This is a genomic window from bacterium (assembly GCA_018830565.1).
Taxonomy (GTDB): Bacteria; UBA9089; JAHJRX01; order JAHJRX01; family JAHJRX01; genus JAHJRX01.
In genome coordinates this window covers 1-23,438 of sequence record JAHJRX010000042.1, presented here as the reverse complement: position 1 = coordinate 23,438, position 23,438 = coordinate 1, and the positions used below count along the sequence as shown (strand labels likewise).

The 23,438-nt window shown below is 33.2% G+C and carries 22 protein-coding genes; 3 read left to right on the top strand and 19 right to left on the bottom strand.

Annotated features, from left to right (window positions below; translation table 11 throughout):
- The first annotated feature begins 377 nt into the window (after positions 1 to 377).
- The 3 genes from KJ849_03230 (at position 378) to groL (ending at position 3,696) form a co-directional block, all read left to right on the top strand.
- Positions 378 to 1,610: a glutaminyl-peptide cyclotransferase gene (locus KJ849_03230; protein ID MBU2599573.1), complete on the top strand. Its 1,233-nt coding sequence runs from the start codon at positions 378 to 380 to the stop codon at positions 1,608 to 1,610.
- A gap of 109 nt (positions 1,611 to 1,719) precedes the next feature.
- On the top strand, positions 1,720 to 2,007 hold the full coding sequence (locus tag KJ849_03225; protein ID MBU2599572.1) for a co-chaperone GroES: 288 nt from the start codon (positions 1,720 to 1,722) through the stop codon (positions 2,005 to 2,007).
- Positions 2,008 to 2,076: 69 nt separating this feature from the next.
- Entirely contained in the window at positions 2,077 to 3,696 is a 1,620-nt protein-coding gene (groL, locus tag KJ849_03220) for a chaperonin GroEL (protein ID MBU2599571.1), read from the top strand.
- 111 nt (positions 3,697 to 3,807) lie between these two features.
- Here groL and cobS read toward each other — a convergent pair whose 3' ends face one another.
- The 19 genes from cobS to KJ849_03125 all read right to left on the bottom strand — a co-directional run bounded on the left by cobS (position 3,808) and on the right by KJ849_03125 (position 23,244).
- Entirely contained in the window at positions 3,808 to 4,548 is a 741-nt protein-coding gene (gene cobS, locus KJ849_03215; protein MBU2599570.1) for an adenosylcobinamide-GDP ribazoletransferase, read from the bottom strand.
- Complete coding sequence (gene cobT / locus KJ849_03210) at positions 4,545 to 5,600, bottom strand: nicotinate-nucleotide--dimethylbenzimidazole phosphoribosyltransferase (protein MBU2599569.1); 1,056 nt, start codon at positions 5,598 to 5,600, stop codon at positions 4,545 to 4,547. The genes cobS and cobT overlap by 4 nt, the downstream gene beginning before the upstream one ends.
- Before the next feature lie 75 nt (positions 5,601 to 5,675).
- Positions 5,676 to 6,671: an adenosylcobinamide-phosphate synthase CbiB gene (gene cbiB / locus KJ849_03205; protein ID MBU2599568.1), complete on the bottom strand. Its 996-nt coding sequence runs from the start codon at positions 6,669 to 6,671 to the stop codon at positions 5,676 to 5,678.
- Positions 6,672 to 6,673: 2 nt separating this feature from the next.
- The gene (locus tag KJ849_03200; GenBank protein ID MBU2599567.1) at positions 6,674 to 8,164 is read right to left on the bottom strand and encodes a cobyric acid synthase; all 1,491 of its coding nucleotides are present in this window, start codon (positions 8,162 to 8,164) and stop codon (positions 6,674 to 6,676) included.
- Complete coding sequence (gene bioF / locus KJ849_03195) at positions 8,164 to 9,336, bottom strand: 8-amino-7-oxononanoate synthase (GenBank protein MBU2599566.1); 1,173 nt, start codon at positions 9,334 to 9,336, stop codon at positions 8,164 to 8,166. The genes KJ849_03200 and bioF overlap by 1 nt, the downstream gene beginning before the upstream one ends.
- 59 nt (positions 9,337 to 9,395) lie before the next feature.
- A complete protein-coding gene (locus KJ849_03190; GenBank protein MBU2599565.1) occupies positions 9,396 to 9,902 on the bottom strand; it encodes a bifunctional adenosylcobinamide kinase/adenosylcobinamide-phosphate guanylyltransferase in 507 nt (168 codons plus the stop codon).
- Positions 9,903 to 10,120: 218 nt separating this feature from the next.
- On the bottom strand, positions 10,121 to 11,581 hold the full coding sequence (locus KJ849_03185) for a sugar transferase (GenBank protein ID MBU2599564.1): 1,461 nt from the start codon (positions 11,579 to 11,581) through the stop codon (positions 10,121 to 10,123).
- Between the two features lie 72 nt (positions 11,582 to 11,653).
- Positions 11,654 to 12,172, bottom strand: coding sequence for a CYTH domain-containing protein (locus KJ849_03180; protein MBU2599563.1), 519 nt, complete (start codon positions 12,170 to 12,172; stop codon positions 11,654 to 11,656).
- 166 nt (positions 12,173 to 12,338) lie between these two features.
- Entirely contained in the window at positions 12,339 to 13,835 is a 1,497-nt protein-coding gene (gene malQ / locus KJ849_03175; GenBank protein ID MBU2599562.1) for a 4-alpha-glucanotransferase, read from the bottom strand.
- Positions 13,835 to 14,464: a histidine phosphatase family protein gene (locus KJ849_03170; protein ID MBU2599561.1), complete on the bottom strand. Its 630-nt coding sequence runs from the start codon at positions 14,462 to 14,464 to the stop codon at positions 13,835 to 13,837. Before KJ849_03170 ends, malQ begins: the two co-directional genes overlap by 1 nt.
- Positions 14,442 to 16,088 carry an excinuclease ABC subunit UvrC gene (gene uvrC, locus KJ849_03165; protein MBU2599560.1) on the bottom strand — a complete coding sequence of 549 codons (1,647 nt, stop codon included), beginning with the start codon at positions 16,086 to 16,088 and terminating at the stop codon, positions 14,442 to 14,444. Before uvrC ends, KJ849_03170 begins: the two co-directional genes overlap by 23 nt.
- A 12-nt stretch (positions 16,089 to 16,100) precedes the next feature.
- Positions 16,101 to 17,645 carry a murein biosynthesis integral membrane protein MurJ gene (gene murJ, locus KJ849_03160; GenBank protein MBU2599559.1) on the bottom strand — a complete coding sequence of 515 codons (1,545 nt, stop codon included), beginning with the start codon at positions 17,643 to 17,645 and terminating at the stop codon, positions 16,101 to 16,103.
- 229 nt (positions 17,646 to 17,874) lie between these two features.
- Complete coding sequence (locus tag KJ849_03155) at positions 17,875 to 19,029, bottom strand: iron-containing alcohol dehydrogenase (GenBank protein MBU2599558.1); 1,155 nt, start codon at positions 19,027 to 19,029, stop codon at positions 17,875 to 17,877.
- Positions 19,030 to 19,035: 6 nt separating this feature from the next.
- Positions 19,036 to 19,362 carry a DUF1844 domain-containing protein gene (locus KJ849_03150; protein ID MBU2599557.1) on the bottom strand — a complete coding sequence of 109 codons (327 nt, stop codon included), beginning with the start codon at positions 19,360 to 19,362 and terminating at the stop codon, positions 19,036 to 19,038.
- Between the two features lie 9 nt (positions 19,363 to 19,371).
- The gene (locus KJ849_03145; GenBank protein ID MBU2599556.1) at positions 19,372 to 20,172 is read right to left on the bottom strand and encodes an SAM-dependent chlorinase/fluorinase; all 801 of its coding nucleotides are present in this window, start codon (positions 20,170 to 20,172) and stop codon (positions 19,372 to 19,374) included.
- Between the two features lie 143 nt (positions 20,173 to 20,315).
- On the bottom strand, positions 20,316 to 21,689 hold the full coding sequence (locus tag KJ849_03140; protein ID MBU2599555.1) for a VCBS repeat-containing protein: 1,374 nt from the start codon (positions 21,687 to 21,689) through the stop codon (positions 20,316 to 20,318).
- A 76-nt stretch (positions 21,690 to 21,765) separates the two neighbouring features.
- A complete protein-coding gene (locus KJ849_03135) occupies positions 21,766 to 22,188 on the bottom strand; it encodes a hypothetical protein (GenBank protein ID MBU2599554.1) in 423 nt (140 codons plus the stop codon).
- Positions 22,176 to 22,793, bottom strand: coding sequence for a hypothetical protein (locus KJ849_03130; GenBank protein MBU2599553.1), 618 nt, complete (start codon positions 22,791 to 22,793; stop codon positions 22,176 to 22,178). The genes KJ849_03135 and KJ849_03130 overlap by 13 nt, the downstream gene beginning before the upstream one ends.
- Before the next feature lie 13 nt (positions 22,794 to 22,806).
- Positions 22,807 to 23,244 (bottom strand): hypothetical protein, encoded by a 438-nt coding sequence (locus KJ849_03125; protein MBU2599552.1) that lies wholly within the window; start codon positions 23,242 to 23,244, stop codon positions 22,807 to 22,809.
- Between the last annotated feature and the right edge of the window lie 194 nt (positions 23,245 to 23,438).

Sequence of the window (23,438 nt, the reverse complement as noted above, 5' to 3'; positions counted from 1 at the left end):
CTTTTCTTCCATTTCTCCCTCCTTTTTTGAGGGATATTTTACATCCTTAAACAGGACATTTTCATTTTGCCAGATTAGGACATTTTCATTTTGGTATTACATATTATTTACTCTATTCTCAGCCATTCTAAATTATAAGATTTTACAGATTTTACAAATTTGATTATAGTCCTATAGAATAAAAATCCTATAAAATAAAAAGAAATTTTCATAATTAGAATTGCTACTCTATTCTTGACAACCTCAATGATTTGCTTTGCAAAACTATTTAAAATGAGTATAGTATCCTTTTACTTTAAGTAAGCAAGAAGTAAGCAAGAAATTTGAGTCTATTTAACTTTTAGAAAATAAAAGAGAAATTAATAAAAGAGAAATTAATGAATAATAAGAAACCATTAATATTAATCTTTATCTTCATCTTTAGTCTTTTAAGCTGTCAGAGAGAAGAAGAATTAAGTAAGTTAAGAGGAATACGTTTAGAAAAAAAGGAAGAGTTAATAAAAGAGGTAGAAAATTTTGCTTTAAAACATAAGATTGACCAAGTTAAAGAGATTAGTAAAATTTTAGAAGGAGTAGTTTTAGATGAAAATCATATACCCAAGAGTGAAGTTTTATTGTTATTAGAGAAGGAAGATAAAAGCTTTATATTTTCTCCTCAAAAGACAGATAAAGGTGGATGTTTTGCTTTTTTAAATATTCCTTATGGTGAGTACATTTTAAAAGTAAAAGAAAAGGAGAAAATCTTAGCAGAAAGCAAGATTGAAGTTGATTGCTTAGAAAAAGATGTGGGAATAATCTATATTAAGTCTTCTTTGCCTGAAGAAAATAAAGGAGAAAAGATAGAAGAATTAGAAGAAGAAACAAAAGTATGGTCAGAAGAAAAAGAGGAAGAAAAAAGTCATAAAGAAAAACTTCTCGTAGAAAAAGAACCAACGGAAAATAGAGAAGAGATAAAAGAGAAGAGTAATTTAGTCAGCCAGGATAAAGAGGAGCAAAAAATAGTTATTGAAGAAGAGATAAGTCTTCCTTTTTGTCTTAATGACATTACTTGGGACGGTCAATATCTTTGGGGGATCTCAAAATCTTATCTTTACCAAATAGATCCAAAAGATGGAAACGTAATCTCTAATTTTTGGATTAATATTTTAGAGGGCACCGGTCTTACTTGGGATGGAAAGTATCTATGGTGCGCAGATTGTTTTATGGACAAGATATTTAAAGTAGATCCAAAGAGTAAACAGGTAGTAGATATGTTTTATGTTCCAGATGCTGGTTACCATCATTATGGAATGGCTTTTGATGGGAATTATTTGTGGTATTCAAGTAGTAATGCTTGTTTTTATAAGTTAAGTCCTCAAGATGGTAAAGTAATTAGCTTTTTTTTAGAAGAAGCCCCCGGTTGCCATAATTCTTTGGCCTGGGACGGAAAATATCTCTGGTCTACCATCTGGAATCAGTCGATGATCTGCCAAATTGATCCAAAAGATGGCCAAATAGTTAAAAAGATGATCCTGGATTTTAATGACCCTATTGGAATTACTTTTGATGGAAAAAATCTTTGGATAGTTTCTTACCACCAAAGGAAGCTATTTAAAGTAAAGATGGAGTAAAAAATTAAGTTTACATAAATTTTTTTGTTGCAAAGATTTTAAAATTAATTATAATAAAAATAATAAAAATAATTTAAGATTTGTAGAATTAATAAAGGAGGAAATTAAGTTGAAGATTAAACCGTTGAGGGATAAAATAGTCATAAAAAGAGTAGAAACAGAAGAAAAACTTAAAAGTGGTCTTATTATACCCGATACAGCTAAAGAAAGACCTCAAGAAGGAATAGTGATTGCCGTAGGAAGAGGGAGATTAGACAAGAAGAACAATTTAATTCCTATGGAAGTAAAAGTTAACGATCGAGTCTTACTTAGTAAGTATTCGGGCAGCGAAATAAAGATAGATGACGAGGAATACTTAATCACAGATCAAGATAGTATCCTAGGAATTATTGAGTAATAATCTTTAAAAAAGATCGAAATAGAAATAGATAAAATTAATAAAAAAATATCTACGGGAGGAAATTAGATGGCTAAACAATTACTATTTCAAGAAGAAGCAAGGAATGCCCTTAGTAAAGGCATAAATATACTTGCTGAAGCAGTAAAGACTACTTTGGGACCTAAGGGAAGGAATGCTGTTTTAGACAAAAAATTTGGAGCTCCTACCATTACTTGCGATGGAGTAACAGTAGCTAAAGAAATTGAATTAAAAGATCCTTATGAAAACATGGGTGCTCAATTAGTAAAAGAAGTTGCCGAGAAGACTTCAAGTGTAGCTGGCGATGGCACTACAACAGCTACTTTATTGGCTCAAGCTATTTACAGAGAAGGAATAAAGAATATTGCCGCCGGAGCAAATCCTATGACTTTGAAACGAGGTATTGAAAAAGCAGTTAAAGTAGTAGCAGAAGATATTAAAAAACATGCCAAAGAAATAAGTAAAAAAGAAGAGATGGCTCAAGTAGGAACGATAAGTGCGCATATGGACGAATCTGTAGGTAATTTAATAGCTGAGGCTATGGAAAAAGTTGGAAAAGACGGAGTTATTACCATAGAGGAAGCTAAGTCTACTACTACTGAACTTAAATTAGTGGAAGGGATGCAATTTGATCGTGGCTATATTTCACCTTATTTTGTAACTGATGCAGAAAAAATGATAGTTGAGTTAGAAGATCCTTATCTCTTGATTTACGAAAAGAAGATTAGCGCAATGAAAGACTTGCTTCCTATCTTAGAAAAGATTGCTCAAGCAGGAAAATCTTTTGTGATTATAGCTGAAGAAATAGAAGGTGAAGCTTTAGCTACTTTAGTAGTAAACAAGATGAGAGGCACTTTAAGATGCGTAGCTGTAAAAGCTCCAGGTTTTGGTGATCGCAGAAAAGCAATGCTGGAAGATATTGCTATCCTCACCGGAGGCAAGGTTATAGCTGAAGAGCTCGGGTTAAAATTAGAAAATGTTAAACTAAGCGATTTAGGAAGAGTAAAGAGTGTCAAAATTGATAAAGAAAACACCACCCTCATAGAAGGAAGTGGAGCAAAAGATAAGATTAAGGGTAGAATTGCTCAAATCAGGACCACTATTGAAAAATCCACTTCAGATTACGATAAGGAGAAACTCCAAGAGAGATTAGCTAAGTTATCTGGAGGAGTAGCCGTAATTAGTATAGGAGCAGCTACTGAAACAGAGATGAAAGAGAAGAAAGCACGAGTAGAAGATGCTCTTCATGCTACTAAAGCTGCGGTAGAAGAAGGAATTGTTCCGGGAGGAGGAGTTGCTCTTTTAAATGCCCAGAAGGCTTTAGATGAATTAAGGTTAAGTGGTGATGAAGCGGTAGGAGTAGCCATTATTAGAAAATCTTTAGAGGATCCAATTCGAACGATCATGGAAAATGCAGGAGTGGACGGCTCGGTGATTATTGAAAAAATAAGAGAAAAGAATCAATATAATTATGGATTAAATGCCGCTAATAATAAATATTGTGATATGATAGAAGAAGGAATTATCGATCCAGCTAAAGTAACCAGGACTGCCCTTCAAAACGCTGCTTCTATTGTTGCTTTGATGCTTACCACAGAGTGTTTAGTTACAGAAGCTCCAGAAAAGAAGAAGAAAGAAAAAAGAGGGATGGCAGAAGACGAATATTAAACTATCATAAGTAAGAATAGATCTAGATTAGGTAATAAAAAAAAGCGGGAGGTTATTTATCATCCCGCTTTTTGATTTTTCTTTTGGCTATCTTGGCAATAATAGTAAACATTAAGACATTAGATAGGCCAGCCCTAAAAACAACAGCTCATTAATTTCACATAAAGCTCCTAAGGTATCTCCAGTCTGCCCACCAATTTCCTTTTTAAGATAAATAAGATAAAAAAGTGAAGACAATGAGATTAAGATAAAAAATAATAACCCTTGATATTTAAGAGTAAAGACTAAAGCCATCAATAATATTAACTGAGAAATTAATAACTCCCTTAATTCTACGCATTCAGTAAAAGCCCTTCCTATTCCAAAACCTTCCCGAGCGTAGTTTGAAAAATAAGAGAGAAAGACAATACTTCCTCTTCCTACCGCTGGCATTAAGAATAGAATAGTATAAACTAAATTGGTGCTTATATTAGCTATAAAAAGAATCTTTCCCAATAATAACAAGATTAAGCCTACCACGCCCATCGTGCCAATATGGCTATCCCTCATAATTTCTAACTTATCTTCTAACGAACTTCCTCCATATAATCCATCAATAGTATCCGCAAAACCATCCAAATGTAAAGCTCGGCAAGTATAAATTAAGGTAAAGACTGTAATTAGAGAAGCAATTATCTTAGGAAAGTATAACTGACTAATACAATAAACCACCGAGATTAACAATCCTAAAAATAAGCCGACTACTGTAAAGTATCTTGTCGATTGAGCAATAGCAACACTATCACTACTTAATCTTAAATAAGGAATCTTTAGCCGCGTTAAAAATTGTAAAGCAATAATAAAACGCTTCATAAATTACTCTTATTTACTCCAGCTTCACTGAAGGTTAAAACTTCGTTTAACAATCTACAACTTGCTTCAATAATCCCAATAACTAAAGCTGCTCCTGTTCCTTCTCCTAAACGTAAGTTTAAGTCAATAATGGGTGTAAGTCTTAGTTTTTCTAAAGCTATTTTATGTCCCCTCTCTACGGAACTATGAGCGGCCAATAAGTATCCCCTGACTTCATCTTTTAGTAAAATAGCAATTAAAGCTCCGGCCGTAGAGACAAAGCCATCAATAACTACCGGTATTCTACGAGCACAAGCTGCTAAAATAACTCCAGCTATGCCACCAATCTCATAACCACCTACCTTAGAAAGAAGATCAATTCCATCTTCAGGATCAGGTAGATTTAACATAATTCCTTTTTCAATAACCGCTATCTTTTTTTCTAAGGTAAGATCATCTATGCCTGTCCCTCTTCCAGTTACCTCTCTGACTGATTTTTTGGTAATCACAGCCGTAATCGCACTAGAAGAAGTAGTATTGCCAATACCCATATCTCCAGTCCCAATAATATCTATTCCTTTCTGATACTCTTCTTCAAATACTTCAATTCCTCTCTCTAAAGCTAAAATAGCTTCTTTTCTGCTCATAGCTCTTCCTTGAGTAAAATCTTTGGTGCCATAATTAACTTTTTTATTACAGATGTTAAACTTTGAATCTACTTCTGCTTCTACTCCCATATCAACCACCACAATACGAGCTCCTACCTGAGAAGCTAAGATATTAATAGCTGCTCCTCCTTTGGAAAAATTATAGAGCATCTGGAGAGTAACTTCCTTAGGAAAAGCACTGACTTTTAAGTTAGCTACACCATGATCGCTAGCCATGGTAAAAATAACCTTATTTTTAAGCAAAGGTCTTTGATTTTTAGTAATAGAGACTATTTTTTTAGCAAATTCTTCTAATCTTCCTAAACTTCCCTTAGGAATAGCTAAATTATCCCAACGATGAAAAGCTTCTTGGTAACTCTCTTCCACCGTGGTTATTTTTTTTAAGGTCTCTTCTAATAATTTCATCTTTATTTTTTCATCTTTATTTTCTTGCCGCTTAGTATTCTATCATTTCTCTTAACTTTATATCATTACCTTTCTTTATATCATTACCTTTAAAGTTAAAGATATGATCACCATTAAAAATGAGACTAAATATAAAAACTTGATGGATTCCTTAACATGTTTTGTCTCTATCTTTTTTATCTCTTCTCTTAAACTCCCTTCTCTTGAATTCCCTTCTCCTAAATAAGGTCTAAATTGTAATTTCCCTTGATAGTAATTTTTTCCTCCTAATTTTATTCCCAGCGCCCCAGCCATTCCTGCTTCCACTAAGCCGCTATTGGGGCTAGGATGCTTTCTGCCATCCCTTAAGATCGTCTTTATGGTTCTTAGGTAATCTTTTTTCAAGAAAAATGCAGCTAAGATAAAAAGTAAAGCGGTAAGTCTAGCGGGAATATAATTAGCTACATCATCGAACTTGGCTGAAAAATAACCAAAATTTTTATATCTTTCATTTTTATACCCGACCATAGAATCTAAAGTATTTATCGCCTTATAAGCCCAACAGAGAGGCAATCCTCCTAAAAACATGTAGAACAAGGGAGAGATTACTCCATCGGTGATACTTTCTGCTACAGATTCTATCGTAGCCCGCATTATCTCTTCTTCACTTAAATAGCGAGTATCTCTTCCTACAATCTTGGCTAATCTTTGACGAGCATTCTTAATCCAAAACTCTTTATGGTAGCTCTCTTTAATCCTTTCTAAAGATATAACTATCTTTTTGGCTTCCAAAGCCATGCCTTTTATAGAGATGGCATTAAATAAAAGATAGATACTTATTAAAAAATATAGATAGGGCTGGATTTGGATAGTTACTTGGAGAAGAATAAAGATTATTAAATAAGTACCACTAACGATCGAGATTACCAGTAAAAGTCCGGCCCATCTTTCATCTTCAACCTTTTTACGAAGATATGGTTCTAATTTAGTAATGGCTTTGCCAATGTAAACTACCACCATTGGCAACCATCTTGGATCACCAAGTAAAAGGTCTAAGATCACGGCCAGGGATAAGATAATTATAAATTCCATCTTTAAACACCACTTCTTAAGATTTCATAAATCTTAGGTAAATTTAAATTTTTTCGAAGTATTTCCGCTAATTTATCATATTCTGCATCTCGATTAAGATAAAGAATCTCTCCTTTTTTTATACCTTTTTTTCTCTCTAAGTAGTTGATGAATTTATTCCTAAATTCATTATCTTCAAATATTCCGTGAAGATGAGTGCCAATTACCCTTCCTTCTTTACTTACACTTCCTTCCTTGTAGAAAGGTTTTCTTTTTCCAGCCTGACTTATTACCTCGAAAGCAAAATTTTCCTTAATTACTTTTGTCTCTCCACAATGGATCTCATAACCATCTATAACCTCATCAAAATCTATAAACTCCTTTAGACCAGCCAATCTTGCTTTAACTCGAGATGTCCTTTTTTCTTTATTTAAAGAAGTATGAATATTTAATAAATTTAAACCATCAATCTCTTTACTATCTGATTCCACGCCGTATTTATCTACAATTTTTCTTCCCAGCATCTGGTAACCACCACAAATGCCTAAGATAATACCTTGACTCTTAACTACTTCTTTAATCTTTTCAGCTAACTTAGAATTATATAAGTAAGTTAGGTCGTTAATGGTATTCTTACTGCCTGGAATGATTAATAAATCTGGCTTTCCTACCTCATTAACCTTAGATACATATTGTAGGCTTACTTCTTCCTTTTCTAATGGTTCAAAGTCCGTAAAATTTGAAATCCGAGGAAGTTTAATCACCTTTATCTCTATTTGCCCCTTTTTATTTAACCCCTTTTTTTGCTCTAGATCCACAGAATCTTCTTTAGAGACATAAATATCTTCTAAGTAAGGTATGACCCCTAAAACAGGAATCTTGGTCTTTTTTTCTATAAAATCTAGGCCAGGTCTTAAAATTTCTAAGTTGCCCCTAAATTTATTAATAATAATTCCAGCCACTCTCCTTCGTTCTTTAGGTGGCAAGAGACTTAAAGTACCAACAAGGCTAGCAAAAACTCCTCCTTTGTCGATGTCAGCTACTAAAATCACGGGTGAATTAGCCATGTGAGCAATCTTCATATTGGCAATATCTTTATTTTTTAAATTTATTTCGGCTGGACTTCCAGCACCTTCAATGACAATTACTTCAAATAAACCACCAAGAGTTTGATAACACTCTTCTACTACCTTAAAGAGCTTTCTTTTGTGTTTATCATAGGTTAAGGCATCCATATTAGAGATTACCTTACCTTTGACTACTACTTGCACTCTTTGATCGGAAGTAGGTTTTAGCAATATTGGATTTATCTCGATGAGAGGCTTAATCTTAGCTGCTTCGGCCTGGGCTACCTGTGCCCTCGAAATTTCTTCACCCTTTTCTGTGACAAAAGAATTATTAGACATATTTTGACTCTTAAAAGGTGCTACCTTTAGGCCATCTTGTTTGAATATTCTACAAAGCCCTGTTACAACAAGGCTTTTTCCTACATGGGAACTTGTTCCTTGAATCATTATGGACTGAGGAGACATTTTTCACCTAACTCTAAGAAAACTGAAATCAAATAATCCAAATCTCTCTTTTGATGGGTAGCCATCAAGGTAATTCTTAACCTTTCTGTTCCTTTGGGGACAGTAGGCGTCCGAATAGCTGGAATAAGTATCCCTTCTTGATATAAAGATTCAGAAACTCTTAATGTTTTTTCGTTATCTCCAACTATTAAAGGAATTATCTGAGAAGTAGTATTTAACAAGTTAAATCCTAATTCCTTAAGTTTCTTTTTTAAATAGTTTACATTTTTCCACAATCTCTCCCTTGGTCTTGGATTGCTTTTTACTATCTCTAGGGCAGACAAAGAAGTAGCTATGACAGAAGGAGGTAAGGCGGTAGAGTAAATAAAACTTCTGGCTTTATTTCTTAAATAATCAATGAGACTTTTATTTGCTCCTACAAATCCCCCTAAACTTCCTAAAGCTTTACTAAAGGTACCCATCTGAATAATACAATTATCTTTTAAGTTAAAGTATTCACATGTTCCTCTACCTTCTTTTCCTAAAACACCAGTAGCATGAGCATCATCTAATAATATTAAAGCTTCATACTTCTTAGCTAAGGTTAGTATTTCAGGCAAAGGGGAGATATCTCCATCCAGGCTAAAGATACCCTCGGTAATAATTAATCTTTTAATAGCCTTCTTATCAGATCTCTTCAGGATTTTTTCTAATGCCTCTACATCTCGATGAGGATATACTTGTAGTTTTGCCTTAGAAAGTCGACAACCATCAATAATACTAGCATGGCATAATTTATCGATAATAACCAGATCACCGCTCCTTACTAAAGCTGGTATTACCCCTATATTAGCTGTATAACCGGAAGTAAATATTATCGCTTCTTCACACTCCTTAAATTCGGCAATCTTTTTTTCAAGCTTCTGGTGTAAGATCATATTTCCAGAAATCAATCGAGATGCTCCTGCTCCAACTCCATACTTATCTATTGCCTTTTTGGTATCTTTTTTTAGTTGGGGATGATTAGCTAAACCTAAGTAATTATTAGAAGAAAACAAGAGAAAGTTTCTTCCTTCTACTTTAACTCTTGGTCTTTGAGCACTTTCAATCACCAGGAGGTTTCTATGTAATCCTTTCTTTTTAAGTTCTTCTACTTCTTCTTGAAAAAAATCTATTTTCATAGCTTCCATCGTCTTTATCTATCCAAAGTCTTTAAACCCTCTAGTGTTTAGATCTATTTTAATCTATCTGAAATTCCAGCCCGAAGATAATAAACTTCATGAGCTAATTTAACTATTTCTTGATTAATTTTACCCATAATATTGATAAAGTCTCGTCCTAATTTATTATCAGGAATAAGACAATTACCCACGTCATTGCTAATGATAAATATTCGCTTATTTGATTTAGAAATTTTATTTAAGAGATGCTTCATTTCCCATAGGGGATCTTTTTCTTTGATCATAAAATTTGAGATATAAGTAGCTAAACATTCTATAATGATTACTTCGCTCTCTACTTTATCTAAAGCTGATCCAATATCGTTAGATTCCTCAATAGTAATCCATTTTTTAGGCCGACTTTGTTGATGAAGTTTTATTTTCTCTTTCATCTCTTCATCAATAGGTTCTGCGGTGGCAATAAAGGTGACACTTTTCTTTACCCTTAAGGCAAAATTTACCACAAAATCACTCTTTCCACTCCTAATCCCCCCAAAAACAAAGATAATTCTACCTTCCATGTAAACACTCCTCCTATCTTAAAAACAAGATGGTATAGAAAATTACTCTATTTTGAACAACTAATTAGATCTGACAGAATTGATCCAAGGATACAAAGAGCTAAGTTTGAAGCTAGTTTCTACCATTACATTATACACAGTATACACAATTTTTCCGCCAAATTCAATTCATTCTTTATCTTTAAGCCACCAACAATAAAAAATATGGCCGTCCTTAACTAATAAGCTCCTTTGCTTAACAAGACTACCGGAATTGTCTTTAATAAAATCTTAATATCTAACCAAATAGACCATTCTTCTATATAATAAAGATCAAGTTTTACCATTTCCTCAAAGGGAAGATTACTTCGTCCGCTTACTTGCCAAAGTCCGGTAATTCCTGGAAGAACATTTGTTCTTTGATTAGCCCAAAAATTATAATGCTCATCATCTCCTAAGGTTTTTACATCAATTACCGGTAAGGGACGAGGTCCTGCTAAACTCATCTCTCCTTTTAAGACATTAAAAAGTTGGGGTAATTCGTCTAAGCTGTATTTTCTAAGAAATTTCCCCACTTTAGTAATTCGAGGATCATCTTTAAGTTTAAAGAGATAGCCATCAGCATGTTCTCTTCGTTTTTCCTCTGAAACTATTTTATTAGCACCTTTGACCATCGAGCGAAATTTATAAAACTGAAAATAACGTTCTCCTTTTCCCAGACGCTTTTGAGTATAAAAAACAGGGCCTCTGGAATTAAGCTTAATTAAGATAGAAATTAATAAGATTACGGGAAGTAAGATAATTATACCTATCGCAGCTCCAGTAAGGTCGAAGATTCTTTTCACCATCGCATCCCAGTGGTCAAGCTCCATCTTCCGTAAAGCAATTAAAGGATACCCATTTATCTGAGTAAGACTAATCTTTCGAGAAAATAAGCTTAAGGAATCTGGAACCATATTTAAATAAACATCCATTCTTTCACAAGTAGCAGCCAAAGAGAAGAGTTCTTCTCGGCTCAGAGTAGAGTCCCAAATAATAATCCGGTTTATTCCATGTTTATTGATAATTTCTTTACAATTAGTTACTTCTCCGATAATCTTATGGTCTTTTATGATAGAAGGAGATACTTGATTAGAGGTAGCTTTGCTTACTAAGTATCCTATAAAATACAACCCTAATTTTGGGTCTTCTTCTATGCCTTCAGCCATTTTTCTTACTTCTTCGTTTATGCCAACAAGAGCTACTTTTTCTAAGCCAACCTTTTGTGCTTTTAACCAAGCTAAAATCTTTCTACTTAAAAAATGGCCAAAATAGACAAGTAAGGAGACATTAAAAAAAGAGAGAAAGATTAAGGAGCGAGAATAGTTTTCAGCTTTAAAGAGAAAAGCAATAGTTATCAAGATAAAAGTCCCATAAAATGTGCTTTTCATCAATAAGAGCAAATTATCCAAAAAGGTTCTTTTTTTAGAGAGGTCGTAAATGCCAAATTTATTAAAGATGATTAGATATAAAAAAATGATTAGATATAAAGGAGGAATAAATCTTAAAGCAACAACTAAATCTTTAAATTTTTCTATAAAGAAAGGATTTAAAGCTATTCTAAGATAGCAGGTAAGATAAAAGGAAGCTAAAATTAATATGGCATCGATAACGATCTGAATAAAGATAAATAATTTTTGGCCTCTTTCTAATCTTAACATAGTATTATTCCTCTCTTTTTTTTATTAGAATAATAGTAAACGTTCAGATATCAGCCTTCAGCCACTGAACGTTTATGAATAATAATTAGCTAATTCTAAGATAGTCCAAGGCTGGCAGTCTTCTTTTTTAAACCCAAGTAACTCCACATATTTATAGATCTCTTCTAAGTTTTGAGCCTCTACTTCTAAAAACAGCGGAACAAATTCATAATGGTCAAGATATTTATCAAACTCAAAATGAACATGGTTTAATTTATAACTAAGACGTCTTTTTCTGGTGAATAACCAAGACACAAGACCTAACGATTCTAAGATTAACTTGGTGGTTTCTAAGTCAGAAACCTCTACTTCTAATTCTTGACGAACTTTTACTTCTTCAGATTCTACAAATTTTTTAAAAGCCAGAAATGATCGCTGGCCTACTCTTCTTAATCTAACTAAGTCTTTAGCCTTCTTGATAGAGCTATCTTTAAAATCAAAGAAGAAAGCATGAATTTCTCCCTCAAAGACTCTTTCTGCCCCTAAAGAAATTAACCTTTCTTCAATCTCTTTTTTATCAATCTCAAGTATCTTTACTTCAAATTCTTCCATATTTATCAACCGTACATTTCAGTCAACTCTCTTAATCTTTCTCTATATCAATCTCAAGTATCCTTACTTCAAATTCTTCCATATTTATCAACCGTACATTTCAGTCAACTCTCTTAATCTTTCTCTATATCAATCTCAAGTATCCTTACTTCAAATTCTTCCATATTTATCGACCGTATCTTTCAGTCAATTCTTTTAATCTTTCTCTAGATCCATTATTTAACATCTGGGAAGTGTATCGCCATTTCCAATTTCCTAAAGCCTTTCCCGGAAGATTCATTCTGGCCTGGTTTCCTAAGCCAAGAACATCCTGTAAGGGGATAATAGCCATATTGGCGATGGAACTTAAAGCTAATTGGATAAAATCCCAGTGAATTTGAGTCTCACTTTCTCTCCCGAGGTATCTTAAAGCATGATTTCGTTCGTTCAAGGTAGCGGTCTTAGTAAGCCAACCTATGATGGTATCATTATCGTGAGTTCCAGTATAGACTACGCAGTCTTTAGTAGAAAAATTATGAGGTAAGTATAGATTGTCAGCACCTGAACCAAAAGCAAATTGAAAAATCTTCATTCCTGGAAATTCAAATTGGTCTCTTAATCTCTTCACTTCTTCAGTAATGACACCTAAATCCTCAGCAATAATAGGAAGTTTGCCTAAGGCTTTTTCTAAAGCCTTAAATAACTTAGCTCTTGGCCCTTTAACCCATCTTCCATTAATGGCTGTCTCCTCCGTAGCTTTAATCTCCCAATAAGCCTCAAAGCCTCGAAAATGGTCTATTCTAACAATATCGACTACTTGTAACATCGCTTTAAATCGAGCTATCCACCAATCATATTTTCTTTGAGCCGCTGTTTTCCATCGATAAAGAGGGTTCCCCCATCGTTGTCCGGTGTTACTAAAATAATCAGGAGGAACCCCGGCTACTACTAAAGGATTACCTTTTTTGTCGAGAAAGAACATCTCTGGATGTGTCCAGACATCAGCACTGTTATGATCTAAAAAGATAGGCAAGTCACCAATAATCTTAATATTTCTGTTATTAGCATACTCCTTTAAAAATGACCATTGTCTAAAAAATTGCCATTGTAAATATTTATGGAATAAGATAGAGTCTATTAATTTTTCAGAAGCTTCTTTTATAGCCTCAAGAGATCTTTTGGTTATCTTCTTATCCCATTTATTCCAACTAGTTCCTTGATAATCATCCTTTAAAGCCATAAATAAGGCATAATCAGGAAGCCAAGAGGAATTTTGTTGGCAAAATGTTTCCAAGGCTTCTCTTTTCTCCCAAGAAGTATTTTTTTTAAAATGCTCAAAAGATCTTTGAAAGAGAGAGTTCTTAAACTCAATTACTTTTTCATAGTCAACTTCATCTTCTGGAAAAAGAGGAAGGTTTGATAAATCAGAAGAAAAAAGTAGCCCTTGGTTGAGTAACTCTTCTGGACTAATCAATAAATGATTACCAGCAAAAGCAGAAAAAGAAGTGTAAGGAGAATTACCGTAACTAGTTGGAGATAAAGGAAGTATTTGCCACAATTTCTGGCCAGTTTCTACTAAAAAATCTATAAATTTATAGGCTTCTCTTCCTAAATCTCCAATGCCAAATTGGTTAGGCAAAGAAGTAGGATGAAGCAAAATACCACTTGACCTTGGAAACTTCATTATTCACCTCTAATATTATTCTTTAAAAAATCGGTATTATTTAAATTTATCAGCCGAAAGTAGTTATCTTCGTAAAATTCAAATACACTTACACTCGCGTTGCTTATCTCTATCATCCAGTAAATATAGTCTAACTCTACTTTTAACAAATGAGCTAAAAAGGTAATAATTGCTCCTCCGTGGGAGACTATCGCTATTATTTCATCCTTATGTTTATTGATAATTTGGTAAAAAGCAGGAATAATCCTTTCACTAAACTTACTAATGCTTTCTGCTTGAGGAATTATGGTTTGGCTAGGATAACGAAACCAATGATAATACAAATCTTGATCCTTACTTATAATCTCGTCTGCTTTTTTACCTTCCCATTCCCCTAACTTAATTTCTCTTAGTTCTGCTACTTCTTCAGTCGGTAAATTTAAATTCTTAGAAATTGTCTTAGCTGTATCTATGGCTCTACCTAAATCACTTGAATAAATCTTACTTATCTCCATATTTTGCAGATAATCAGCTAATAATTCTGCTTGTTTTATGCCTAAAGGAGTTAAGGGAGAATTCATCTGGCCCTGGACTATATTTTCCGCATTCCAGAGGGACTCCGCATGTCTAATGAGTAATAACTTGGTCATTTTTAACCATCTCCTTACTTCGTAATTTTTTATGATAACTTATCGCAAATCGGTGAGCTTCGTTACGGATATTTTGAATTAATCTTAAGGCTGGTGAATTTTTAGGAAGAGTTACATCTTCTCTTTCGTGGGGAAGAAAGATACGATCTTCTTTTTTTAATCTTGGCCGCTCTTTAGCGATGGCCGCTACTTCAATCTCTGTAATTCCTATTCCTTCTAAGGCTTTTTTAACAAAATTTTGCTGGCCTTTACCACCATCGACAACCATTAAATTAGGTAAATCTTTATTTTCTTTTAATAATCTCTGACACCTTCTTTCTACTATTTCTCCTAACATTGCAAAATCATCTTGAGTTTTGATTGTCTTTATCTTGAACTTCCGATATTCTTTTTTGACAGGCCTTCCTTCCTTAAATACGACACAAGAACCGACGGCATTTTCTCTGCTCAGATTAGAGATATCAAATCCTTCGATATAGATAGGTAGTTTTTCTAACTTGAGAAGATCCTTAAGTTGCATTAAGACACTACCCGTCTCTTTTTGAGCTAAAATAGCATCAGCATTAAGTAAAGCTAAGTCTAAAAGTCTCTTCTTTTCATGATTAGGAGTAGCTATTTTTACCTTTCTTTTAGCTATATCTTTTAACCAAGCTTCAAGTATTTCTTGATCCTCTACCTTGTAAGGAAGGATGATCTCAGAAGGAATAAAGTCTTTATTTAAGTAATACTGCTTAAGAAAATTAGCAAGAAGTTGTGATTCGCTTATTCTTAGATACTTAACATTGTCCAATAAGAAGGTTCTTTGATCTGAAATTCTTTTACCCCTTATGAGTAAGATCACAACAATAGCTAAGGTACGGCTGAAAGATAAAGCTATGACATCGATATCTTCTTTGGAAATTACCGTTTCTTGATGTTTTAATATCCCTTCAATCAAGGTAATCTTATCCCTTAATTTAGCTGCTTCCTCAAACTTCAGCTCTTTAGAAAAATTTTTCATCTGGATTTTTAGCTTGTCTAAAAGTTCGCTTTTTTCACCTCTTAAGAATTCACAAGCCTGATGAGCTATTTGATAATAATTATCTTGGCTTATTAAATCGGCACAAGGAGCTAAACAAAACTTAATATCATAGTTTAAACAAGGTTTCTTTTTTACTTGATTTATCTTATGGCATAATCTTAGGGGAAATAATTCTTTAATAATTTGGAGAGTTTTTCTCAAGCCTTTCACATAAGGATAAGGACCAAAATATTCTGCTTGATCATCTAATCTTTTTCTAGTTACTACCATCCGGGGGTAAGCTTTATTTAGGTCAATCTTAATATACGGATAGCTCTTATCGTCCTTTAATTTAATATTAAATCGAGGCTGATGTTTTTTAATTAAATTAGCTTCTAAGATTAAAGATTCAATCTTATCTCTGGTGATTATATATTCAATCTTATCAACTAAAGGAATTAAATATTCTTTCTTAATAAAGTCCTCTTTGTTCTGAAAATGAGATTTTATTCTCTTAGACAAAGAATTAGCTTTACCAATATAGATAATCTTTTCTTTCTTATCCTTCATTAAATAAACACCAGGCTCATCTGGAAAAGAAAGTTTTTCAAGATCCAAAGCCATTTAACACCCTGATCATTTTTTTAAGCTCTTTACATAGGTGGCAAGTTTTTTGATTAAGCTATCCATCTCCTTAATCTTAAATAATTTATAACATATTGACAAGACAAGGATTCCTGAGAAGATAGATACGAGTACTTGCCACCATAGAGAATATTTTACATTATTAATAATAATAAAACAAGTAATACCCATGATTAAAGAAGCCACCAATGTCCTTACTGACAAGGTAAGAAGATGACCATCTTTTAAAGAACCAACCTTCTTTTTTAAAAAGACCATTAAAATGACAAAGTTTAAAGAGGCGGAAAGAGTAGTCGCTAAAGCTAATCCTCCATGTTTTAGAGATGGCAAAAGCAAGATGCTTAATCCCAAATTACAAATAACAGCCACTGCTCCAGTTTTTAAAGGAGTTTTTGTATCTTTAAAAGCATAAAAGACGGGAGTTATCACTCTTAAACTTGCAAAAGCAAATATCCCTAAAGCGTAGTAAAACAAGGCGATGTTAGTAGCTATGGTATCATTTAAAGTAAATTCATTTCTTTGGAAGAGCAAGGTAATAATTGGTTCGCCTAAAACAATTAAACCTATGCTAGCTGGAATGGTGGTCATAATGAGCATTCTTAAGCTTAAGATTAATGTTTCTCTTAAAGAAGAAAAGTCTTCTTTAGCTACTTGACTAGACATCATAGCAAACGATACTGTTCCCAGGGAGACTCCAAATAAGGCAATAGGTAACCAGATTAAATTATTAGCATAGTAAAGAGCAGAAATACTTCCCGTACCTAAAAAAGAAGCCAGACTACGACTTATCACTAAATTTACTTGGGTAATAGCTAAGCCCATTACTGCAGGAATCATTAAATTACCAATCTTTTTTATTCCCGGATGATTTAAGCTTAAGTTAAACTTATAAGTATATCCTTTTCTTAAGAGGGGGATAATTTGAACAGCTACCTGGAGAAATCCACCTAATAAAACCCCTAAGGCTAAGCCTAAGATAGGTTCTTTAAAGAATGGAGAGATAAAATAAACGGAGCAAATCATACTAATATTTAACAAAACAGGAGCTAAAGCAGAAATACTAAAATGCTGGCAAGCATTTAAAATACCCATCAATAGTGCGGCGGTGCAAATAAGGATCATAAAAGGAAACATCACTTGGGTTAACAAGATAGCTAAATCTACATTTTTACTAAAGCCAGGGGCAATCAAACAAACTACATAAGGAGCAAAGATAATCCCTAAAATAGTGATGACGATAGAGATTAAGAGTAATAAATTAATGACTAGATTAGCTAATTGCCAAGCGTCTTTCTTTTCCTTGTTGACGAGGTAGTCTGAGAAGACAGGAATAAAAGCAGCACTAAGGGCGCCTTCTCCAAAAAGCTGGCGAAATAAATTAGGGATCATAAAGGCAATAAAGAAGGCGTCAGTAATTAGCCCTGCTCCAAATTTACTGGCAATGACCATATCTCGTAAAAATCCTAAGATTCTACTAAAGAAGGTGATTATGCTTACTATGCCTACGGATTTAATTATCTTAAGTTTTGTGGTCATGGTTATAAATAAAGAGCCAAGGAGAGTCTTTCCTCGGCTTTTTTAAAATATTTTATCAATTTAAATAAGATTAAATAGACAGGGATAGATAAGGACAAACCTTTGTGATTGTTCGTTTTTTTGCTTCTATCTATTTTCTATGAATTTCAATTTAGTTTCTAACCATCAGTGACGCTATTACCTGATTTTATTAGTTTTAGCTGATTGCCGAGAGCTTTTGGCTGAACAATTAAGATTTAACTAAGACACTATTAATAATATTGATAATATCTTCTCTCTTTAATTCTTTAGGATTAAAGTTTATGGAAGCAGAACAATTATTGGCTATGGACAAGATATCATCTTGAGTAACATGAGATCTCTCTAAATAGAAAGGGATCTTTAAATCTAATAATAGTTTCTCTATAAAAGTAAAACAATTTGTAAAAGCTTCTGTAAGCGATAGGTCTTTAGTCTGCTCTCCTAAAGCTTGGAGTAAATGGTAAAATTTCAAATTACAAACATCTTGATTGAATTTCAAAATTTTTGGTAACAGGACTGCGCAAGCTAAGCCATGGGGAATTTCTAAAAATGCTCCTAAGGAAGCAGCAATGCCATGGATAGCTCCTAATTTAGCATTAGCAATTACCATTCCAGCTTTTAAAGCACCTAATGACATTTGTTCATAAGCAAAAAGATTATTTTCACTATAAACCATCTCTCTAATATTAGCCTGAATTAGGCTTATAGCTGAAAGAGCTAAAGGATCAGTGAAAGAGTTGGCTTCTTTAGAGATATATCCTTCTATCGCGTGAACTAAGGCATCTATTCCGGTGTAAGTTTTAACTTTTTGAGGAACACTCCTACTTAATAAAGGATCAACAATTGCTAATTTAGCCATCAGAGAAAAATCTCGAAGGCTTTTCTTGACTCTTTCTTTCTTATTTAAGATTACGGCATTGTAAGTGGCTTCAGTCCCTGTTCCAGAAGTGGTAGGAATAGCAATAAAAGGAATTCCTCTTTTTTTAATTTTTCTCTCCTTTTGGTATTCTTCGCACTTTCCTTCTTCATGAAACAAGCCGGCGATAGCCTTAGCTGCATCTAAGGCACTGCCTCCTCCTAATCCAATCACCATCTCAACCTCATGCCTTTTCGCTAAATTTCTACCTTCTTCAACTATCTCTAAGTCAGGTTCTCCCTTTATCTCATCAAATAAGAATGGTTTAATGCCCGATCTTTCTAAGTCTTCCGTAACTTGGTCTAATATCTTTAACTTTCTCATTGCCGAACTTCCAGTCACCAACAAAGCTTTCTTTCCAAACTTGACACATTCTAATCCGAGCTTCTCAATGCTTCCTTTTCCAAAGATGATATGGGGTGGGGTAATAAGTTCAAATATAGCCATAAAGTTTCAACCTTCCTTTACTTTTTTATTGGTCATTTCTAAGTACTTCATTCTCAGATTATACAAGATGTCATCTAAGATCTTAGATTCACTATCTGTTAAATTACTCTTGGTTTTTTCCTGGAGAAGACTAACTAAATCTATAGTATATTTGGCTGATGGTAAATCTACCTTCTTTTTATTCTCCACGGGGTCTGCTACTTCTCCCAAATGTTGAAAAGCACTTGTCGATAACATAAATACCAGGTCTAAAAATTGAGCTTTTTGAAAAGGTATTTCTTGTTTTTCTTCTTCTTTAGTTTCTTGGCAAGTTTCATCTTTGTTGTTTTCCATCTCTTCCTCCTAAAATTTTGACGTTTTTTCGCTATTAAGCGAAACTGTAACTAAATCTCCTTTTTTTGCTCTTAAAAACTCTTCAGCGCTTTCACCGTTTATAGAAATTTCTAAGTGATCACTACTTCCCCAGATGGCCAATAATTCACCTTCTTTGCTTTGAGCATAAAAATCATTGATCTTAAAAATCTTATAGTCTTTAATCTTGATAATTATATCTTTTGAGAAAGATAAGTTAAGAGGGGTAAAGTTAGTCACTAAGTTGCCAAATTTATCAATATAAATTACTTCACCCATTAATAAAGAGTCTTCTTTGGTCACCTTCTTAATAGGAAAGGTTGTTATTTCTTTTATCTCTTCTCCAAATTCTTTAATATCTATTCCTAAAGCCAAATAAGCAGCAAGAGGGGCAAAGATGTCTCTTCCCTGAAAGGTATGACTAATATCCTTTAAAAAATACTTCTTATTAAGAGCTGAGATGATCTTAATATCTTTTAATGGTTCTACGATATAATTTAAGACTCCATTGTCAGGAGCTATAAAATAATAATCTTTGCTCTCGACAATAATTACTCTTCGATTACTACCTACTCCTGGGTCAACTACTATTACATGAATAGTTCCTTTGGGAAAATACTTAAAAGCAGCCTGAATAATAAAAGCTGCTTCTTCTATATCTCCTGCCTTAACTTCATGGGTGAGGTCAATAATAGAGGCTGAAGAAATAATGGAGCTAATTACTCCCTTCATTACTCCTACATAACAATCTTTTATTCCAAAATCAGTAATCAAGGTAATAATTTTTGACATACTTTTTAAAGCACTTATTAATGAAAATTTGACATAGAGCAAATTAATTTGAGGACAAATAAGTTTATCTTTTATTGCTCGGTATTATTTCCTAATGTCCGGTTTTTATTAATAACTACTTTTTAAAGATAATCTTTCTATCCTTATCTTCTTTTCTCAAAGGTACTCTTTCTTTCTTCTATAAATATCTTAGCAGCTCTTTTTTTAGGAAAACTCCAAATAGCCACTCCTTCTTGGTAGTTAACTAATAACTCGTGGTCATTATCTCCATCTAAGTCATAGATTAATGGATTTACATTCAAGGGACTCTTTTTAAAATTATCTAAATGAGGTAGTCTCACGGAATCTAACATTTTTAAACTTTTTCCTATTCTATCATACTTCATCAGGTATACATAACCATCCATACTGGTAAGGATCACTTCTAAATCATTATCCCCAATTAAATCTAAAACCACCGGCGTAGTATGAAAATGGTCGCCAATGGTAGAGAGAGTATAAATAGGAAAGCCTGGGATAATCTTTTTATCCATGGAGAAAGCATAGAAATTGTTAGAACAATCAGCCCAGACTACCTCATTTTTTCCATCCTTATTTAAATCTATCACCAAAGGAGGATTTATACTCTTGTTAAGCCGAGAAGACCCATATGATATTTGTAGAATTTCCTTTCCTTTTCCATCTAAGATGATAAGTTTATTATTAGCTACCATGATTACTTCTAATTTACCATCTCCATCCACATCAGAAAGAGCTGGCTGGCAAGATTCAAGAGTCTCATTTAAGTTGCTTCCAATATACTTTTTCCAAAGTAATTGCCCTTGATTATTTAAACAATAAAGATTGTCTATACCTGAACAGATAATCTCTTTCTGGCCATCTCCATCTACATCTCCTACTTGAGGGAGATTACTTTGGAGGGAAGATGGAAAAAACCACTTCTCTTTATGGGAAACTCCATCTATTGCTAAACAACCACTTCTTTTAGAAGCAAGAGGGACTAAGATCTCCATAATTCCATCTTCATCCACATCATCTATGGTTATTCCTTTAATTATTTCTCCTCCCCCCTGCCCTATCCATAACTTTTCTCCTGAAATATTAAGGGTTATTATATATCCTGATAAGGTAGCTACTACTAACTCTTTTTTAAGATCATTATTAATATCTATGCAATAAACTTTACCCCTTATTTCATCAGCTATGGTAAGGGGATAGCCTTGATAAAGATTTCCTTTTGTATCCCAAGCATAAATATTACCTTGCAGAGTACCTATAATAATAAGGTCAATTATCCCATCATCATTAAGATCAACCACGGTAGGGGAACTTAATGAATCTCCTTGGTATTTTAAATCCAAGTATTTATGATCATAAAAGTTTACCTCTTTTGCCTTAGCTGAAGATAAGGTAATTAAGGAGATTATTAGACCTATTGCATAATAAGATAAAAATCTTTTCGAGCCCTTTATTGATAAGAGAATAAAGAAATTTAGAAAAATATCAAATATTTTCATATAACTTTAATCATCTCAATTAATTATAAAATTTTATTCTTTATTGAGCAATGAGTCTATTAAAAAGATGACAAATTTACTCTTGATGTTCACCTTTGATCTTCACGCCTTTTTTCATATTTAACTTGGTCTTTATCTTGTTACTCCATTTTTCAAATCTTCCTTCTACTTCAACCTTAATTATTTCAAATTCCTCAGTCTTTCCTCCCTTTTCTACTTTTTTTATCATAAAGTAGCCATTTTTTTCTACCCGACAGAGGATGGGACAAATCTTCCAAGTATCTTCTTTATATCCTTCATCTAAGACTAATCTTCGGGTGACTAATTGCAGCCCACCTGAAGCTAAATAATCTGCTTGCATCTTTTCTGAAACATCTTCTATCCGATTAAGGATATACTCTGAAATCTTCATCACTCCACCACAAAAAAGTAAGAATATGGCTGAGAAGATAAGAATCATGACAAGAGCTGAACCTTTTGATGATCTTAGTAGTCCCATGATCTTCTTAAACCTACGTTGGTAGTGTACATTTTTGCCGTAAAGTTAAAATTATGCCGGACTTTATTTTTACCTAATCTTCCTCTTACTTGAATGACCTTATCATTCTTTTTACCTTGGAAATGAAGATAGATAATGTCTTTAGAAATAACCTCTTTTTCTTTAAAAATGAAGCGATCCTCATTATAAATAAACTTAAACTTCACTAAGTCGTTCTTATTTAAGATCGCATACAATACCACTAAGAGCTTTTCTTCTTCTTTTTTTAAGATATATAGCAGCTCTCCCCCATCTCCTGCATTTTTATTTTTATCTATAATCATTAAAGGTAGGCGGATTTTTCGGAAATTATTTCTTTTATTTATTAATTCCACTAAGGCAGTGTCTTCTTGGAATAATTCATAGGTCTTTTCTACATCGCTAATGATGGATCTTTTTATCTTTATCGTTGTACTTTCTAAATCAATATAGTCAATATTTTTATCTATGTCTTCTTTAGTCTCATTGGCAATATCTTTTACTAGAAAAAAGATAATGAAGACCGTTACCACCATGATGATAAGATCAATAATAGTAAATCCTAATTCTTTTTTAAGAATTTTCATCTTATCCAAAAACTTATTTTAAATTTGCTCGATAAGTTATTAACTTAGTTTGTTTTATCAAGGGTTTATTATCTTTAACCAACGTGGTTCGCCACTTTATATTCATAGTTATCTTCCTTATTTCTGAATCTACTTCTTTGGTGATAATATCTCTACCATAAGATATCTCAATAATTGGACTTTCTTGATCAAAGATAACTATCTCTCTTAAATCGGGATGAATTTCATTTTTTTCAATTCTATTAAGGCCTAGAGGCATATCCCAAATCTTATCCTCACAAACTCGGCCCATCTTTGAGTTAATATAGTCATTCATCTTAACTTCTAACCGAGATCGGCTAATTATCCTTACCGTAGTATCGATAAAATTATACACAGGAATGGCTATTCCTACGAAGAATCCCATGACCAATAAAAGTTCAATTAATGATACGCCTTTTTCTTTTTTCATAATCTTTAAAATTTTAACACAATCCTTGGTGCTCTTCAACAAAAAAGAAAAAACGTGTAATACCAAAATGAAAATGTCCTAATCTGGCAAAATGAAAATGTCCTGTTTAAGGATGTAAAATATCCCTCAAAAAAGGAGGGAGAAATGGAAGAAAAGGACATTTTCGAAATGAGCAAAAAAGAGTGGGCAAGATT

Coding starts and splice junctions, on each gene's coding strand:
- KJ849_03230 (MBU2599573.1), top strand. CDS start 378: ATGAATAATAAGAAACCATTAATATTAATCTTTATCTTCATCTTTAGT.
- groL (MBU2599571.1), top strand. CDS start 2,077: ATGGCTAAACAATTACTATTTCAAGAAGAAGCAAGGAATGCCCTTAGT.
- cobS (MBU2599570.1), bottom strand. CDS start 4,548: ATGAAGCGTTTTATTATTGCTTTACAATTTTTAACGCGGCTAAAGATT.
- cobT (MBU2599569.1), bottom strand. CDS start 5,600: ATGAAATTATTAGAAGAGACCTTAAAAAAAATAACCACGGTGGAAGAG.
- cbiB (MBU2599568.1), bottom strand. CDS start 6,671: ATGGAATTTATAATTATCTTATCCCTGGCCGTGATCTTAGACCTTTTA.
- KJ849_03200 (MBU2599567.1), bottom strand. CDS start 8,164: ATGATTCAAGGAACAAGTTCCCATGTAGGAAAAAGCCTTGTTGTAACA.
- KJ849_03190 (MBU2599565.1), bottom strand. CDS start 9,902: ATGGAAGGTAGAATTATCTTTGTTTTTGGGGGGATTAGGAGTGGAAAG.
- KJ849_03185 (MBU2599564.1), bottom strand. CDS start 11,581: ATGTTAAGATTAGAAAGAGGCCAAAAATTATTTATCTTTATTCAGATC.
- KJ849_03180 (MBU2599563.1), bottom strand. CDS start 12,172: ATGGAAGAATTTGAAGTAAAGATACTTGAGATTGATAAAAAAGAGATT.
- malQ (MBU2599562.1), bottom strand. CDS start 13,835: ATGAAGTTTCCAAGGTCAAGTGGTATTTTGCTTCATCCTACTTCTTTG.
- KJ849_03170 (MBU2599561.1), bottom strand. CDS start 14,464: ATGACCAAGTTATTACTCATTAGACATGCGGAGTCCCTCTGGAATGCG.
- uvrC (MBU2599560.1), bottom strand. CDS start 16,088: ATGGCTTTGGATCTTGAAAAACTTTCTTTTCCAGATGAGCCTGGTGTT.
- murJ (MBU2599559.1), bottom strand. CDS start 17,645: ATGACCACAAAACTTAAGATAATTAAATCCGTAGGCATAGTAAGCATA.
- KJ849_03155 (MBU2599558.1), bottom strand. CDS start 19,029: ATGGCTATATTTGAACTTATTACCCCACCCCATATCATCTTTGGAAAA.
- KJ849_03150 (MBU2599557.1), bottom strand. CDS start 19,362: ATGGAAAACAACAAAGATGAAACTTGCCAAGAAACTAAAGAAGAAGAA.
- KJ849_03145 (MBU2599556.1), bottom strand. CDS start 20,172: ATGTCAAAAATTATTACCTTGATTACTGATTTTGGAATAAAAGATTGT.
- KJ849_03140 (MBU2599555.1), bottom strand. CDS start 21,689: ATGAAAATATTTGATATTTTTCTAAATTTCTTTATTCTCTTATCAATA.
- KJ849_03135 (MBU2599554.1), bottom strand. CDS start 22,188: ATGGGACTACTAAGATCATCAAAAGGTTCAGCTCTTGTCATGATTCTT.
- KJ849_03130 (MBU2599553.1), bottom strand. CDS start 22,793: ATGAAAATTCTTAAAAAAGAATTAGGATTTACTATTATTGATCTTATC.
- KJ849_03125 (MBU2599552.1), bottom strand. CDS start 23,244: ATGAAAAAAGAAAAAGGCGTATCATTAATTGAACTTTTATTGGTCATG.